The 15470-nt window shown below is 74.0% G+C and carries 14 protein-coding genes; 12 read left to right on the plus strand and 2 right to left on the minus strand.

Annotation, left to right across the window (positions count from 1 at the left end; all coding sequences use genetic code 11):
* Positions 1–67: 67 nt before the first annotated feature.
* From OHA65_RS34270 to OHA65_RS34310, 9 genes are all read left to right on the plus strand, one after another.
* The gene (locus OHA65_RS34270) at positions 68–334 is read left to right on the plus strand and encodes a GlsB/YeaQ/YmgE family stress response membrane protein (RefSeq protein ID WP_327280013.1); all 267 of its coding nucleotides are present in this window, start codon (positions 68–70) and stop codon (positions 332–334) included.
* Positions 335–405: 71 nt separating this feature from the next.
* On the plus strand, positions 406–888 hold the full coding sequence (gene rraA, locus OHA65_RS34275; protein WP_328764600.1) for a ribonuclease E activity regulator RraA: 483 nt from the start codon (positions 406–408) through the stop codon (positions 886–888).
* An 86-nt stretch (positions 889–974) separates the two neighbouring features.
* Positions 975–2711, plus strand: a complete 1737-nt coding sequence (locus OHA65_RS34280; RefSeq protein WP_405763170.1) for a peptide-N4-asparagine amidase — start codon at positions 975–977, stop codon at positions 2709–2711.
* Positions 2712–2738: 27 nt separating this feature from the next.
* Entirely contained in the window at positions 2739–4466 is a 1728-nt protein-coding gene (locus tag OHA65_RS34285) for a protein kinase domain-containing protein (protein ID WP_327280015.1), read from the plus strand.
* 63 nt (positions 4467–4529) lie between these two features.
* Positions 4530–5444 (plus strand): squalene/phytoene synthase family protein, encoded by a 915-nt coding sequence (locus OHA65_RS34290; RefSeq protein ID WP_327280016.1) that lies wholly within the window; start codon positions 4530–4532, stop codon positions 5442–5444.
* Positions 5445–5547: 103 nt separating this feature from the next.
* Positions 5548–6564, plus strand: coding sequence for an ABC transporter ATP-binding protein (locus OHA65_RS34295; protein WP_327280017.1), 1017 nt, complete (start codon positions 5548–5550; stop codon positions 6562–6564).
* Positions 6561–7283, plus strand: coding sequence for an ABC transporter permease (locus OHA65_RS34300; RefSeq protein ID WP_405758295.1), 723 nt, complete (start codon positions 6561–6563; stop codon positions 7281–7283). Before OHA65_RS34295 ends, OHA65_RS34300 begins: the two co-directional genes overlap by 4 nt.
* Before the next feature lie 3 nt (positions 7284–7286).
* Positions 7287–8567 carry a sensor histidine kinase gene (locus OHA65_RS34305; protein ID WP_405763173.1) on the plus strand — a complete coding sequence of 427 codons (1281 nt, stop codon included), beginning with the start codon at positions 7287–7289 and terminating at the stop codon, positions 8565–8567.
* The gene (locus OHA65_RS34310) at positions 8564–9169 is read left to right on the plus strand and encodes a response regulator transcription factor (RefSeq protein ID WP_328764601.1); all 606 of its coding nucleotides are present in this window, start codon (positions 8564–8566) and stop codon (positions 9167–9169) included. Before OHA65_RS34305 ends, OHA65_RS34310 begins: the two co-directional genes overlap by 4 nt.
* Positions 9170–9204: 35 nt before the next feature.
* On the opposite strand, the gene OHA65_RS34315 is transcribed toward OHA65_RS34310, so the two are convergent.
* Positions 9205–9948 (minus strand): transglycosylase SLT domain-containing protein, encoded by a 744-nt coding sequence (locus tag OHA65_RS34315; RefSeq protein ID WP_327280019.1) that lies wholly within the window; start codon positions 9946–9948, stop codon positions 9205–9207.
* Between the two features lie 583 nt (positions 9949–10531).
* Positions 10532–11452, minus strand: a complete 921-nt coding sequence (locus OHA65_RS34320; RefSeq protein ID WP_327280020.1) for a dihydrodipicolinate synthase family protein — start codon at positions 11450–11452, stop codon at positions 10532–10534.
* A 71-nt stretch (positions 11453–11523) separates the two neighbouring features.
* On the opposite strand from OHA65_RS34320, the gene OHA65_RS34325 reads away from it, so the two are divergent.
* From OHA65_RS34325 to OHA65_RS34335, 3 genes are all read left to right on the plus strand, one after another.
* On the plus strand, positions 11524–12570 hold the full coding sequence (locus OHA65_RS34325) for a LysR substrate-binding domain-containing protein (protein WP_405763175.1): 1047 nt from the start codon (positions 11524–11526) through the stop codon (positions 12568–12570).
* 73 nt (positions 12571–12643) lie between these two features.
* A complete protein-coding gene (locus OHA65_RS34330; protein WP_327280022.1) occupies positions 12644–13729 on the plus strand; it encodes an S-(hydroxymethyl)mycothiol dehydrogenase in 1086 nt (361 codons plus the stop codon).
* Between the two features lie 233 nt (positions 13730–13962).
* Positions 13963–15267, plus strand: a complete 1305-nt coding sequence (locus tag OHA65_RS34335; RefSeq protein WP_327285891.1) for an alpha/beta fold hydrolase — start codon at positions 13963–13965, stop codon at positions 15265–15267.
* The last annotated feature ends 203 nt before the right edge of the window (positions 15268–15470 follow it).

Raw genomic sequence — 15470 nt, forward strand, 5'->3', positions numbered from 1 at the left:
GTTTCGCCGGTGTGCGCGTCCTCCCAGGTGAGAACAGACGGACACGAACGAAGCGGAGTGAACGACCATGGGGATCGTCAGCTGGATCGTCCTGGGGCTGCTGGCCGGCATCATAGCCAAGGTCCTGCTGCCCGGCCGTGACCCCGGCGGCCTGATCGGGACCACGCTGATCGGCATCGCCGGAGCCTTCATCGGCGGCTGGCTCTCCGCGAAGTTCCTGGACAAGCCGATCGGGCACGACTTCTACGACCCCGCCACCTGGGGCTCCGCGATCGCGGGCTCGCTGGTGCTGCTCATCGGCTACCGCATCCTGTTCGGCAACTCCCGTGACTGAGCGGCGCCGCGGCCCGGCCTAGGCTGGGCCCGCACGGCACGACGTACGAACTGCGAGGAGCCCCGAGTCACATGAGCGTCACCCCCGTCCCCACCAGCGACCTGTACGACGAGCACGGCGAGAGCCTGGCCGTATGCACCACGTCGTTCCGCCAGTTCGGAGGGCGCCGGCTCTTCGCGGGCCCGGTGCGGACCGTCACCTGCCACGAGGACAACGCGCTCCTGCGCGAGCTGATCAACACTCCGGGCGAGGGCGCCGTCCTCGTCGTGGACGGCGGCGGCTCCCTGCACACGGCCCTCTCCGGCGACCTCATCGCCGGAGCCGCTCAGCGCAACGGCTGGGCGGGCATGATCATCAACGGCGCGGTCCGCGACAGCGTGGCCCTCGGTGGCCTGGACCTCGGCATCAAGGCCCTGGGCACGGTCCCGCGCAAGAGCGGCAAGACGGGCGAGGGCACGGTCGACGAGCCGGTCACCCTCGGCGGCGTCACCTTCCGCCCGGGAGACCTGGTCCACGCCGACGACGACGGCACGGTGGTCCTCCCCACCGCCTGACCGCGAACGGACGGGGGCGAGTTCCGGCCAGGGGCGGGCCGGGAGCCCTGGTGCCGCCCCCGTGCGGCGGGATTCACTGCGGGGCCATGAGACGACACAGGATCACGGGCCTGCTCGGCGCGCTCGCCCTCGCCGCGGCCACCCTGGCCGGCGCCGCGGGACCCGCGGCCGCGGCCGGTACGACCGCGCGCGCGAACGGGGCCCACGGCGCCCCGCAAGCGGGCCCGGCCGGCCCCGGGACCGGCCGGGCGGTCGAGGGCACCGGCCCGGTCGCGCCCCCGGGCGGCGCCGCCGCCGAGCCGCCCGCCGAGTTCGGGAGCGACTGGCACGACCCGCTCACGGCGGCCCCGCCCATCACCCGGCCCGCGACCAGGTCCTGCGAGGTGACCGTCGCCGAAGCACAGTTCCGCGACTACACCCCGTACGTGGGGAGCTACGCGCCCCCGACCGCGTGCGGCGGCGCCTGGGCCAAGGTCGTCCTGCGCCTCGACGGCAAGGTCAAGGGCCGCCAGTACGACCGCCTCGGCCACCTCTCCCTCGGCGGCGTCGAAATCCTGCGCACCTCCACCCCCGAACCCTCGCCCGACGGCATCACCTGGTCCGTCGAGAAGGACGTCACCCGCTACCGCGACACCCTCAGTCGGCCGCAGCCCGTCGAGATGCTGATCGGCAACTTCGTCGACGACACCTACACCGGCGTCATCGACGTCAAGGCCACCCTCACCTTCTACGCCGCCGACCGGGAGCGCCGCGCGCCCGCCCCCGACACCCCCGACCGCGTCCTCCCGCTCACCACCCCCACCGTCACCACCCCGCGCAACACCGAGCGGCTCCTCGCCGAGGTGTACGCCACCGGCTCCGGCGGCGGCTGCGAGGAGTACTGGTACATGACCACCCCCGACGCCGCCCCGTACTCCTGCAAGGCCGCCGAGGGGCCCTACCGCGAGGTGCGGATCTCCGTCGACGGGCAGCTCGCCGGCATCGCGGCCCCGTTCCCGACCGTATGGACCGGCGGCTGGTCGAACCCCTTCCTCTGGTACGTCACCCCCGCGCCCCGCGCCTTCGACGTGCAGCCGATCGTCTACGACCTCACCCCGTACGCCGCCCTCCTCAACGACGGTCGCCCGCACCGGATCGAGGTGTCCGTCGCCGGAGTCCCGGCCGGGCAGAGCGGCTGGAGCACCCCGACGAACCTGCTCCTCTGGCAGGACGAGGGGCGGGCCGTCGTCACCGGCGCCCTCACCCGGCACGAGGCGGGCGAACCGGCCAACTCCGCCCACTGGACCCCGGGTGCCCCCGGTGCGCAGCACCGCCTCGACGCCGAGGGCGGCCACCGCCTCACCGTCGCCGGCCGGCTGGACACCTCGCACGGCCGGGTCACCACCACCGTCACCCGCGCCGTGCGGGGCACCTCCGTGCACCGCTGGACGGAGGGCGAGAACCAGGACGCCCTGACCGCCACGTGGACCGACGAGGAGAACGTCACCCGCGGGCCCAGCACCGTCCGCACCGCGCGCACCTACACCATGGACGGCGAGACCACCCTGGGCGCCGGGGACCGGATGCGCACCGTCATCGCGCTCGGCGACCGAGCCGAGACGACCACCCTGCGCGGCGGCCGGACCGTGGACCGGACCTGGCTCGACGACCGGTACACGGGCGACGCGAGCTACACGGCGAACGTCCCGCGCGAGCAGCGGCACGCAGTGGGCACCAGTTCCGAGCGCTACCAGCTGTACGGGTCGCAACCGGGATTCGGGTGCTACGACCGGACGCTGGCCACCGTCCAGGGCGCGGTGACGGTGGACCGCCGACGCTGCTGACAGAGGCTGCGCCTACGATGTCCGGCCATGGACAACAGTGAGGCCGAAAGACAGCTGGTCGACGGCCGCTTCGAACTGATCGCCCCCCTGGGCGCCGGCGGCATGGGCACGGTGTGGCGCGCCCGCGACATCGCCCTGCACCGCGACGTCGCCCTCAAGGAGGTGCGCCCGCCGGACCCGGCGACCGCCGCCGCCCAGCCCGGGCTCACGATCCAGCTGCGCGAGCGCGCCATCCGCGAGGCGCGGGCGCTCGCGCGGCTGGCCCACCCGCACGTGGTGACGATCCACCACATCGTGGAACCCGCCGACCCCGAGGTCGGGCATCCGTGGATCGTGATGGAGCTGGTCAAGGGCGGCTCCCTGCACGACAAGCTGGAGTCCGGCCCGATGCCGGTCGCCGAGGTGCTGCGGCTCGGCCTCGACGTGCTGTCCGCGCTGCGGGCCGCCCACGCCGAAGGGGTGCTGCACCGCGATGTGAAACCGGCCAACGTGCTGCTGCGCACCGACGGCTCGGCCGTGCTCACCGACTTCGGCATCGCGGCCCTGCACGGCTCCACCGCCCTCACCTCCACCGGCGTGCTCATCGGCTCGCCGGAGTACATCGCGCCGGAGCGCGCACGCGGCGAGGAAGGGCTGGCGGCCTCCGACCTGTGGTCGCTCGGCATGCTGCTCTACGTGGCCTCGGAGGGGGTCCATCCGCTGCGCCGGGCCACCAGCCTGGCCACCGTCGTCGCCGTGCTCGACGAGCCGATCCCGGCTCCGGTGCGCTCCGGCCCGCTGGGGCCCGTACTGGAGCGGCTGCTCGTACGGGACCTGGCCGTGCGGCCCGACGCGGCGCAACTGGAACAGATGCTCCGGGATGCGAGCACCGCTCTCGCAGGCGCGACGCCCGTCGTGCCCCCGGTGGTGCTGGGCCAGTACGGGCCGCCGAGCCCGCAGTCGGGGACCGTTGCGTCCCAGCTCCCGCACACCCCGCTTCCGCACACCGGGCCCCAGCCGCCGCAGGTCCCGCATCCGTACGCGCCGTCGGCGTCCTTCACCCCCGGGGGCGGTTCCCCGTACTCGACGACCGCGCCCGTCCCGGCGGTGCGCGCCCCGCGCCGCCGCCCAGCACTGATCGGCGGCCTCCTCGCGGTGGTCCTGATCGGCGGTGTGATCGGGATAGTCAACTGGCTCCCCGGCGGCCACTCCGACGACAAGGGTGCCGGCGGCGGGGCGAAGGGCGGCGCCACCACGGCGAGCAGCTCCCCGTCCACCCCCGGCGCCAAGGCGAGCACGCCCAAGGCGAACGGCAGCCCGGTCGCCGCCCCCAAGGGCAGCCTGCTCACCCCCGCCAACGTGCGGACCGCGCTTGAGGCCCTCAAGCAGAAGTCCGGCACCACCGAGTTCGTGGAGATGACCGTCTACGAGGAGTACGTGCTCGCCTCCATCCCCACCGGCCCCGGCGCCAAGACCTACGACCGCTACCAGTACCGCGACGGCGAGGCCAAGCGCACCGGCCCCGGCGGCACCGTCAAGCCGGACGAACCGCTGATCGACATGGCGGCCGTCAACTGGGACGCCCTGCCCGGTCTCCTCGACCGGGCCAAGCAGGAGCTCGGCGTGGCCAACCCGACCTCCCGCTACGTCATCGTCGAGCCCTGGCTCTTCGACCAGACCCCGTCCATGCGGCCCTACCTCAGCGACGAGTACGGCCAGGGCGGCTACGTCCACGCCGACACCCAGGGCAACGTGAAGAAGGTCTACCGCTCCTGACATCGTGTACCCGTACGCACACCGCACGCGTACGGCACTTCACGGTCGAGGAGCACCACCACCATGCCCAGCTGGCGCACCACCCTCACGGCGGCCGGAATCGGCGAACCCCGGCTGCGCGACGACTACACGTACGTCGCCCGCCGGGTGCTGCGCCGCGAGCCGGCCCCGTACCTCACGCTGCGCCTGCTCGCCGCGCCGCCGCTGGTGCCCTGGCTGACGGCGGGGGTGGCCTTCATGAACCTGGTGGACGACGTGGCGGAGACCGGCACTCCGCAGGAACGTTCCGCCGGTCTGGCCGCGCTCGCCGGGCAGACGGCCGCGGCCCTGGAGACCGGCGACAGCCCCGACCCGCTGCTGCGCGCGTACGCCCACGCCGTCACGACCCGCGGGCTGCCCGTCCACTGGGTCTCCCGGTTCCTGGAGGGCGCCGCCACCGCCGAGGCCGGCTTCGCCGGCTTCGAGACCGAGGAGGACTTCCAGTCCTACCTCGACGCCTACGCGTGGCCCGGGGTCCTGGTCTTCACCGGACTCCAGTACCAGGGCGGCCCCGACGGGGAACAGGCCGCCGGGTGGCGGCGGTTCGTGGACGCCGCCCAGCGCGTCGACTTCCTCGCCGACCTCGCCGGAGACCTCGCTGACGGCCGTCTGTGCATCCCGCGCGCCCGCCTCGCCGAGCACTCCGTCACCCGGGCCGACCTCGAACAGGCCCGCGACACCCCGGCCGTACGCGCACTCCTCGCGGCCGAAACCCGGCGCGCCCGGACCGCGCTCGACGCCACCGACGGCATCCTCGGCCTGGTCGAGCCCGGCCTGCGCCCCGTGATCGCCACGATGACGGAGCTGATGGGACACCAGCTGGCCGCCGTGGAACGGGCCGGCGTCCGGGCCCTGCGCAAGGACGTCGGCTACGGCCTGGCGGCCCCGGTCCGCACCCTGATCCGCGCCCGCGCGAGCCGGCCCCGCACGTCCCGGTAGACCGCCCCGGCCCGCTGGGCGGAGCCGGCGGGACATTCGTACCACCGGGGTCCGTACATGCGGATCTGCCGGGGAGCCCGCCCCGGTCCCTAGCGTGGTTGTCATGACACAGACGACGCCGACGACGCAGCCGGACCGCACGACGCAGCCCACGAGGCCGGCGAACGCCGAGCCGGCCATCAGCTTCCGGCACACCGCCAAGGCCTTCGGTCCCGTCCGCGCCGTCGCCGGCATCGACCTCGACGTCCGGCGGGGCGAAACGGTCGCCCTGCTCGGCCGCAACGGCGCCGGCAAGTCCACCGCCATCAGCCTGCTGCTCGGCCTGAACGAGCCCGACGCGGGCAGCGTACGGCTCTTCGGCCAGGAACCCGCGCGGGCCGTCCGGGCCGGCCGGGTGGGCGCCATGCTCCAGGAGGGGCGCGCCGTACCGCGGATCACCGTGCGTGAACTCGTGGCCTTCGTGGCTCACACCTACCCGGCGCCCATGCCCGTCGCCGAGGCGCTGGAGCTCGCCGGGCTCACCGAACTGGCCGGCCGCCGCATCGACCGGCTCTCCGGGGGCCAGGCCCAGCGCGTCCGCTTCGCCGTGGCCCTCGCCGGCAACCCGGAGCTCATCGTGCTCGACGAGCCGACCGCCGCCCTCGACGTGGAGGCCCGCCGCGCCTTCTGGGAGTCCATGCGCGCCTTCGCCCGCCGCGGCAACACCGTCCTGTTCTCCACGCACTACCTGGAGGAGGCCGACGCCCACGCCGACCGGATCGTGGTCGTCGATGCCGGACGCGTCGTCGCCGACGGCACGGGGGAGCAGCTGCGCCGGGCCGCCGGCGGATCGCTGGTCTGCGTCGACCTGGCCGGGCGCCCCACCGAGGGCCTCGTAGGCCTGCCCGGTGTGATCTCCGTGGAGGTACGCGGGGACCGTGCGCGGCTGCGCACGGAGGACCCCGACGCGACGGTCATCGCCCTCGCCGGGCTCGGCGCCGTCCGCGGGATCGAGGTCACCGCGCCCTCGCTCGACGACGCCTTCCTCGCCCTCACCGAGACCCGCGCCCACACCCACGCCCTCGACCGCGCCGAAACCCTCACCCACCCGTACACCGCCGCCGCCGGGAGCGCCCGATGATCACCGCCTACGTCAGCCTGGAAGTCCGCCGGACCCTGCGCGACACCTCCTTCGTCGTCTTCGGCATCGGCATGCCGGTGCTGATGTACCTGCTCTTCACCAACCTCGGCACCGGCGTCGACGCCGAGTGGAAGACGGCCTCCATGGTGGCCATGGCCGCGTACGGGGCCCTCGGCGCGGCCCTGTCGACCGGAAGCGGCGTAGCCGAGGACAAGGGCATCGGCTGGCTGCGCCAGCTGCGGGTCACCCCGATGACCCCGCGCCAGGTGGTGGTCGGCCGGGCCCTGACCGGTTCGGTGATCGTGCTGCCCGCCGTCGCCGCCGTGCTCGCGGCGGGCGCGTTCGTCAACGGCGTCCGGCTCGCGGCCTGGGAGTGGGGCGCCGTGGCCCTCGTCCTGTGGCTCGGCGCGCTCCCCTTCACCCTGCTCGGCATCGGCAACGGCTACCGCCTCACCGCGCAGACCACCGGCGTCGTCAACGTCGGGTGCAGCCTCGCCCTCTCCATCGTCGGCGGACTCTGGTTCCCGACCGAGCTGTTCCCGGACTGGCTGCGCTCCCTCTCGGGCTTCACGCCCACGCGCCGCTTCGCCGAGATCGGCCAGTCCCTCGCCGCCGGCACCGCCCCGAGCCCGGGCGCGGTCGCCGTACTCGCCGGATGGGCCCTGCTGTTCGGTTCGTACGCGGTGTTCTCGTACCGTCGGTCGGCGAGGACGGTATAGCGCATGAAGCGGGCAACAGGAGCGAAGATGCACGGCCAGCGGGGGACCGACGAGGACTGGAAGGCCGACTGGGCGGCCCACAAGGCCGAATGGCTGGAGCGGCGACGCAAGCGGCGCAAGACGTGCGGTGAGGCCTCCGGCTACGGCCCGATGGGCCCGCCCAGCGCCTTCACGCTGCTGCCGTGGCTGTTGATGGGCATGGGCGCCATCTCCAACGTCATCAAGGGGGAGACCCCCAACCCCTGGATCGGCGCCCTCGGTCTGCTCCTCTTCAACTCCCTCTACATCACCCTGGTGTTCCGCGCCTTCGACCGGCGGGCCCGGGAGGCCGCCAGCACCCGCTGGTGCCTCGCCGCCCTCGGCGCGGTCACCTGCACGCTCGCCTTCGTCTACGGGGGCAACTGGCTGCTGTTCTTCCCGCTGTGGGGCCTGGCGACCGGCGCGGTGGTCCGGGGCAGGATGCTCGGCCCGGTGATGTTCGCCGTCACCACCCTGGCCGCGGTGATCGCCGGCCGGGACGAGGGCTGGGACACCCTCGGCATCGCCTACGGGACGCTCCTGTCCGGCATGGTCACCGCAGCCATCCTCGCCCTGTCCGAGACCGTGAAGGAACTGCGGGACACCCGGCAGGAGCTGGCCCGGGCCGCCGTGGACCAGGAGCGGCTGCGCTTCTCCCGCGATCTGCACGACCTGCTCGGCCACACCCTCTCGGTGATCGTCGTGAAGTCGGAGGCGGCCCGCCGGATCGCCCCCCGGGACATGGCCGCGGCGCTCACCCAGGTCGCCGACATCGAGTCGGTCGGGCGCCAGGCGCTCACCGAGATCCGCGAGGCCGTCACCGGCTACCGCGAGGCCAGCCTCGCCGCCGAGCTCGACCGGGCCCGCGGCGCGCTGACCGCCGCCGGGATCGAGCCCGTCCTACGGCAGTCCGGGCCCCCGCTGCCCCCGCAGGCGGCGGCACTGCTGGGCTGGGTGGTGCGCGAGGCCGCCACCAACGCCATCCGGCACAGTGGCGCGACCACCTGCGAGATCGAGGTGCGGAGCTCCGCGGAACGGGTCTGCCTGGTGATCACCGACAATGGGAACGGCGTAGGCTCGACCCCGCCGGGCAGTGGACTGACCGGCCTGACCGAACGGCTCGCCGCGGCCGGCGGCACCCTGGTCGGCGGACCGGCCCCGGGCCCGGCCCGCGGCTTCCGGGTCACCGCCGAACTCCCGGTGGAGCCGGCCGAACCGGAGGACCGGGCCGCACCGGCGGGCCCGACGGACGAGGAGAGTCGATGATCAAGGTCCTGCTCGCGGAGGACCAGGGCATGATGCGCGGCGCGCTGGCCCTGCTGCTCGGGCTGGAGGAGGACATCGAGGTCGTGGCCCAGGTAGGTGCCGGGGACGAGATCGTGCCCGCCGCGATCGAGGCGCAGCCGGACGTGGCCCTGCTCGACATCGAACTCCCGGGCCGCAGCGGGCTCGACGCGGCCGCCGAACTGCGCACGCGCTGCCCCGGCTGCCGGGTGCTGATCCTGACCACCTTCGGACGCCCCGGCTATCTGCGCCGGGCGATGGAGGCGGGGGCCGCCGGGTTCCTGGTCAAGGACGGGCCGGTGGAGGAACTGGCCGCCGCGATACGCCGGGTGCTCGCCGGTGAGACCGTGATCGATCCCGCTCTCGCGGCCGCCGCGCTCAGCGCCGGCCCCAACCCGCTGACCGCGCGCGAGGTCGACGTGCTGAACGCCGCGGTCGACGGGGCGACCGTGGCCGACATCGCGGCCAGGGTCCACCTGTCGGAGTCGACGGTACGGAACTACCTGTCCTCGGCCATCGGCAAGACGGGAACCCGCAACCGCATGGAGGCCGTCCGCGCGGCCCGCCGCCAGGGCTGGCTGTAGGCCCGGCCCGCCCGGTGGGCGCGGGCCCCGCCCGCCTAGTAGGCGCCGTTGACGTTGTCGATCGAGCCGTAGCGGGCCGCCGCGTAGTTGCAGGCGGCCGTGATGTTGGCGACCGGGTCGTAGGAGTCCAGGGCGGTGCCGGGCACGTGGTAGGCCCGGAACGTCGGGTCGATGACCTGGAGCAGGCCCTTCGAGGGGATGCCCGCCGCGGCGTTGGAGTCCCAGTTGTTGATGGCCAGCGGGTTGCCGGAGGACTCCCGCATCACATTGCGGTGAATTCCGTTGTAGCTGCCGGGGATCCCGTGCTTGGCCATGATGTCCAGGGACTCACGGATCCAGCCGTCGAGGTTGTTCGAGTACGAAGTCGCCGGCTTGGACACGGCGGTCGCCTTTGCGGCGGCCGCTTTGGCCGCCGCGCCGAGGGTCAGCTTCAGCCCGGGGCGAATGACCGAGGGGTTGGCCCCGATGGCGCTCCGGTTGGCGTCGTAGAGGGCCGGCCAGCCGCCGTTCACCGCGTGCTCCACGGCGATCTTCGAAAGGGTGTCGCCGACGGTCACGGAATAGGTCATCGGTACGGCCGCCTTTTCCACCGCAGGCTTGACGGCGGGCAGCGTGGCGGCCTTCACGGCGGGCGCAGCGGCAGGTTGCGTGACGGCGGCCCCGGCCGTGGTCGCGCTGATCAGCGGCAGGGCGAGGGCGGCGCCGCCGGTGCCGGCGAAGGCCAGCTTGCGGGCGATCGGGCGCTGCTTGGGCCGACGGTGCTTACCGAGTCCGGGCATGGCGGAATTCCTCACGTGCGGGTGCGGGGGATCCCTGGCGGCGGCCGGTTCGGGCTGCTGCCCGCTGGGAACGACGTGACCGTAAGCGAGCCCGACGGGCCGGAACAAGGCACGAATTCGACCTGGTGATCGACTTCCCGGTGCCGGGGGTGAAAACGACCTTGGAAGCGTGTTCCGGGAATGCCGAAATTCCTTTCCGGTAAAAGGGAATCGCCTGTTCCGGATAAATGATGTTGTCCCTATTTGAGTGACCCACATCACGAGCTCCCGAAGCCCTCCCGAGAAACGGACAAGTCGCCCATACGCATGCCTGATTCGGGCATCTCGCCCGTTGTTTGCGAACCGCCCACAGGGGGCGCTTCCCGGCATGCCCGCCATGGCGGCGCGTGTCCGGCGGAGCGCCGGGCCGGGTCCGCGCAGTCCCGCCCGCCCCGCGGCGTCCGGCACCGCACCCCGCTGCGTTGTCGGGCGCGCCGGAGTACGGCCAGTACGCGGGCGGCCCTCCGCCTTGCGATGCGCGGCGCCCGGGGGCCCCCAGCGGTAGCTGGGGGAGCCGCGGGGCCCGCCCTTCGGGCGGCCGACGCTAATGCGCGGACACGGCCCGGCCGAGCCCGAGGTCCGCCAGTCGGTCCAGGGCCGCCGACACCGCTGCCGGGTGGGCCGGCAGCAGCGGGAGGCGTACGTCCGGCGTCGGGATCCGGCCCAGGGCGTGGAGCACCCCCTTCACGACCACCGGACTCGGCTCGGCGAAGAGCGCCGCCGAGAGCCTGGCCAGCCCGTGACCCAGGGCCCGCGCCCGGGATGCGTCGCCGGTGCGCCAGGCCGTCGCCAGCTCCGCGTACCGCGCCGTCGCCACGTGCGCCGAGGCCAGGATTCCGCCCGTCGCGCCCAGCGCCATCAGCGGCGACACGTACAGGTCGTCGCCCGCCAGCACCGCGAACCCCTCCGGCGGCCCGCCGAGCAGCGCCACCGCCTCCTCGCCGATCCCGCCGCCCGCGTACTTCATCCCGGCCACCCCGGGCAGCTCCCCGATCGCCCGCAGCGTGGCCGCGTCCAGCTGCTGCCCGGTCCGGTACGGAATGTGGTAGACGACCAGCGGTACGGGACTCACCTCGGCCAGCCGTGCGAAGTGCGCCAGCACCCCGGCCGCCCCGGGTCGTACGAACGACGGCACGGTCACCAGCGCCGCCCGCACCTCCGGCCACTTCGCGAGCCGCCCGAGCGCGGCCCCGGCGGCCACGGTGCCGCCCGCCCCGGCGCCCACGGTGAGTGCGGCGCCCCGCTCCCGGCAGACCCGGGCGCAGACGTCGGTGACGAGGTCCCGCTCCGCCCCGTCGAGGCCGGCGGCCTCGCCGGTGGTGCCGAGGGCGACGATCCCGGTGGCGCCCTCATCGAGCACCTGGTGGGCGAGCCCCTCCAGGGCGACGGCGGCGACGTCCCCGGAGCGCGTGAACGGCGTGACGAGCGGTACGTGAATCCCGTGGAGGGAGAGGTCCTGTGCCATGTCCACGAGCTTCGTCCGACCCGAGCCTCGAATCCAGTTCGCGTTTCTTACCTGAACCGTAAGCTGAGCCGATGCTCGACGTACGACGCCTGCGCCTGCTGCGCGAACTCGCCCGCCGCGGAACCATCGCCGCCGTGGCCGAGGCCCTCGCCTTCAGCCCTTCGGCGGTGTCCCAGCAACTCGGCGTCCTCGAACGCGAGGCCGGTCTGCCGCTCCTCGAACGCACCGGGCGCCGGGTCCGGCTCACCCCGGCCGGGCAGAACCTGGTCCGGCACGCCGAGGCCGTACTGGAGCGGCTGGAACAGGCCGACGCCGATCTCGCCGAAGCGCGCGGCGGCCTGGCCGGGGCGCTACGCATCGGGGCCTTCCCCACCGCCATCCGGGCCATCGTCCCGGCCGCCTTGGGGGCCCTGGCCCGGCGCCACCCGGGGCTGGAGCCGATGGTGTCGGAGACGGACCCGGCGGCGGTCGCGCACGCCCTGCGCGCCGGTGACCTGGACGTGGCCCTGATCCACGAGTACGACTTCGTCCCCGCCCCGCCGGAGCCCGGGCTCGACGCGCAGCCGCTGTACCGGGAGGCGATGTACCTGGCGGCCCCGGCGAACGCCGCTGCCCCGGCGCCAGGCCCCGAGTACGGTCCCGAGCACGGCCCCGGCCAAGGCTCCGGCCAAGGCCCCGGCCAAGGCTCGGACCAAGAATTCGACCCGGGCGCCGCGGACCGGGGCCCCGGCCGGGATCCGGTCCACGACCAGGGCGCCGTCCTGCGGGCGCACGCCGATGCCCCCTGGATCACCGCCACCCCCGGCACGCTCTGCCACACCATGGCCCTGCGGGCCTGTCAGGCAGCCGGCTTCACCCCGCGGATCCGCCACCGGGTCGACGAGTTCCCCACCGTGCTCGCCCTCGTCGCGGCCGGCCAGGGCGTCGCGGTCGTCCCGCAGCTCGGGATCACGGGTTCCGCCGACCCGGCCGTCTCCCTCACCCGGCTCGTCATGGAGCGCCGTACCAAGGTCGCCTTCCGCAGCGGGGCCGCCGCCCACCCGGCCGTGGCCGCCTTCGGCGCGGCGCTTCGCGCCTCCGTACCGCCGGAACTCGCCACTTGGGGTTCCGTGACGTGACACAACTCCCTTCCGCCGCCGCGCCCGTGTACGTTCGTTGATCCAGACAGATCCGACCAGAGCGGGGTACGACGTGACGCATCGCGTACGAGGGGTCATCGCCCGGAGCAAGGGCGCACCGGTGGAGACGACCACGATCCTCGTGCCCGACCCGGGACCCGGCGAGGCCCTGGTCAAGGTGCAGGCCTGCGGGGTCTGCCACACCGACCTCCACTACCGGGAGGGCGGCATCAACGACGAGTTCCCCTTCCTCCTCGGCCACGAGGCAGCCGGGATCGTCGAATCCGTCGGCCCGGACGTCACCTCCGTCGCGCCCGGTGACTTCGTCGTCCTCAACTGGCGTGCGGTGTGCGGAACCTGCCGGGCCTGCAAGCGCGGCCGCCCCTGGTACTGCTTCAACACGCACAACGCCACCCAGTCGATGACCCTGGAGGACGGTACCCCGCTGTCCCCGGCGCTCGGGATCGGGGCGTTCGCCGAGAAGACGCTGGTCGCGGCCGGCCAGTGCACGAAGGTCGACCCGGCCGCCGCTCCGGCCGCCGCCGGACTGCTCGGCTGCGGGGTGATGGCCGGCCTCGGCGCCGCCCTGAACACCGGCGGCGTCGGCCGGGGCGACTCCGTCGCCGTCATCGGCTGCGGGGGAGTGGGCAACGCGGCCGTCGCCGGCGCCCGCCTCGCCGGTGCGGCCCGGATCATCGCCGTCGACCTCGACGACCGGAAGCTGGAGTGGGCGCGGGGCCTGGGCGCCACCCACACCGTCAACGGCCGCACGGAGGACGTGGTCAAGGCCATCCAGGCCCTCACCGGCGGAAACGGCGCGGACGTCGTCATCGACGCCGTGGGCCGCCCCGAGACCTACCAGCAGGCCTTCTACGCCCGCGACCTGGCCGGCACCGTGGTGCTGGTCGGCGTGCCGACACCGGAGATGAAGCTCGAACTCCCGCTCCTCGACGTCTTCGGCCGCGGCGGCGCCCTCAAGTCGTCCTGGTACGGGGACTGTCTCCCCGAGCGCGACTTCCCCCTCCTCATCGACCTCTACCTCCAGGGCCGCCTCGACCTCGACGCCTTCGTGTCCGAGACGATCCCGCTGGACGGCGTCGAAGCCGCCTTCGCCCGGATGGAGCGCGGCGAGGTCCTCCGCTCGGTCGTCGAGTTCTAGACCGCTCCCGAGCGCCCGTCCCGGCGCCCGCGCGCCGGGTCCGCGGCCGTTCCCCTCCCGCGACCCGGCCCGGACGGGTCCGGCCGAGGCCCCGACCGCCCCGGCGCGATCCGGCGCCGGGGGTGTCCGGCGGGCCGTGGCCGGACACGGCTTAGACTCGGCCGGGCCGCCAGACCCGTGCCCCGGTCGCGATCCGGCCGGGGCAGCCGCACACCCAGGGGCCGTTCGTGACCATCGAGCACAGCTACCGTCAGCCCGGTGTCGTCCTCACCGACCACCGCTTCACCGTCCCGCTCGACCACACGCGCCCGGACGGGGAGCACATCGAGCTGTACGCCCGCGAGGTCGTCGCCACCGGCAAGGACCCCGACACCCTGCCCTGGCTGCTCTACCTGGAGGGCGGCCCCGGCTTCGGTGCCCGCCGCTTCGTCGGCCGGCAGGCCTGGCTGGAGCGGGCCCTGAGCGAGTACCGCGTCCTCCTGCTCGACCAGCGCGGCACCGGCCGCTCCACCCCGATCAACCGGCAGACCCTGCCGCTGTGCGGCACCCCCGGGCAGCAGGCCGAGTACCTCGCCCACTTCCGTGCCGACTCCATCGTGCGCGACGCCGAGGCGATCCGCCCCGGTCTGACGGGTGGCGCGCCCTGGACCGTGCTGGGCCAGAGCTTCGGCGGCTTCTGCACCACGCACTACCTCTCCACCGCCCCCGAGGGCCTGAGCGCCGCCCTGATCACCGGCGGCCTGCCGTCCCTGACCGCCACCGCCGACGAGGTGTACGAGGCGGCTTACCCCCGCATGGAGCGCAAGAACCGCGCCCACTACGCCCGCTACCCGATGGACGTCGAGCGCGCCCGCCGCATCGCCGCGCACCTGGCACAGGGTCCGGCCGAACTGCCGGGCGGCCACCGCCTGACCGTCGAGGCGTTCCAGTCCCTGGGCATCCTGCTCGGCACCGGCGGCGGAAGCCACCAGTTGCACTACCTGCTGGAGGACGCCTTCGTCCCGACCGCGTCGGGCCCCGCCCTCTCCGACGCCTTCCTGGAAGGCGTCCACGGGCTGCTCTCGTTCGCCGCGCACCCGCTGTACGCCCTGCTCCACGAGCCGATCTACGCCCAGGACCCGGCCGCGCCCACCGCTTGGGCCGCCGAACGGGTCCGCGCCGGCCAGCCCGGCTTCGACGCCGAGAAGTCCCTCGCGGGCGACGAGCCCCTGCTGTTCACCGGCGAGACCGTCCACCCGTGGCACTTCACCACCGACCCCGCCCTGGCCCCGCTGCGCGAGACCGCGGAACTCGTGGCCGCCCGTACCGGCTGGGGACCGCTGTACGACCCTGCCCGACTCGCCGCGAACGAGGTCCCGGTGGCCGCCGCGGTCTACCACGACGACCTGTACGTCGACACCGCCCACTCCCTGCGCACCGCCGCATCCATCCGCGGTCTGCGCACCTGGGTGACCGACGAGTTCGAGCACGACGGCGTCCGCGCCGGCGGCCCCCGCGTCCTGGACCGCCTCCTGGCCCTGGTCCGCGACGACGCCTAGGGGCCCGTGCGGTGCGGAGTTGGAGGCCGGCGAGGTGGCCGTCCGGGGTCTTGCCGGCGGGCCGGTCCTGTCGGTCGGCCACCGCGACCGTCTGCACGCAGAATCCGCCGGCTCTTGATCGATCGGCCAGGGCACGGCCGCCGGAGGAATCTCGATGGCAGGGAAGAAGGTGGTCCAGGTGAAGCGGAGGGCGTCGTTGTGCA

Source organism: Streptomyces sp. NBC_00045 (assembly GCF_045041095.1).
In the GTDB taxonomy this organism is placed as follows: Bacteria; Actinomycetota; Actinomycetes; order Streptomycetales; family Streptomycetaceae; genus Streptomyces.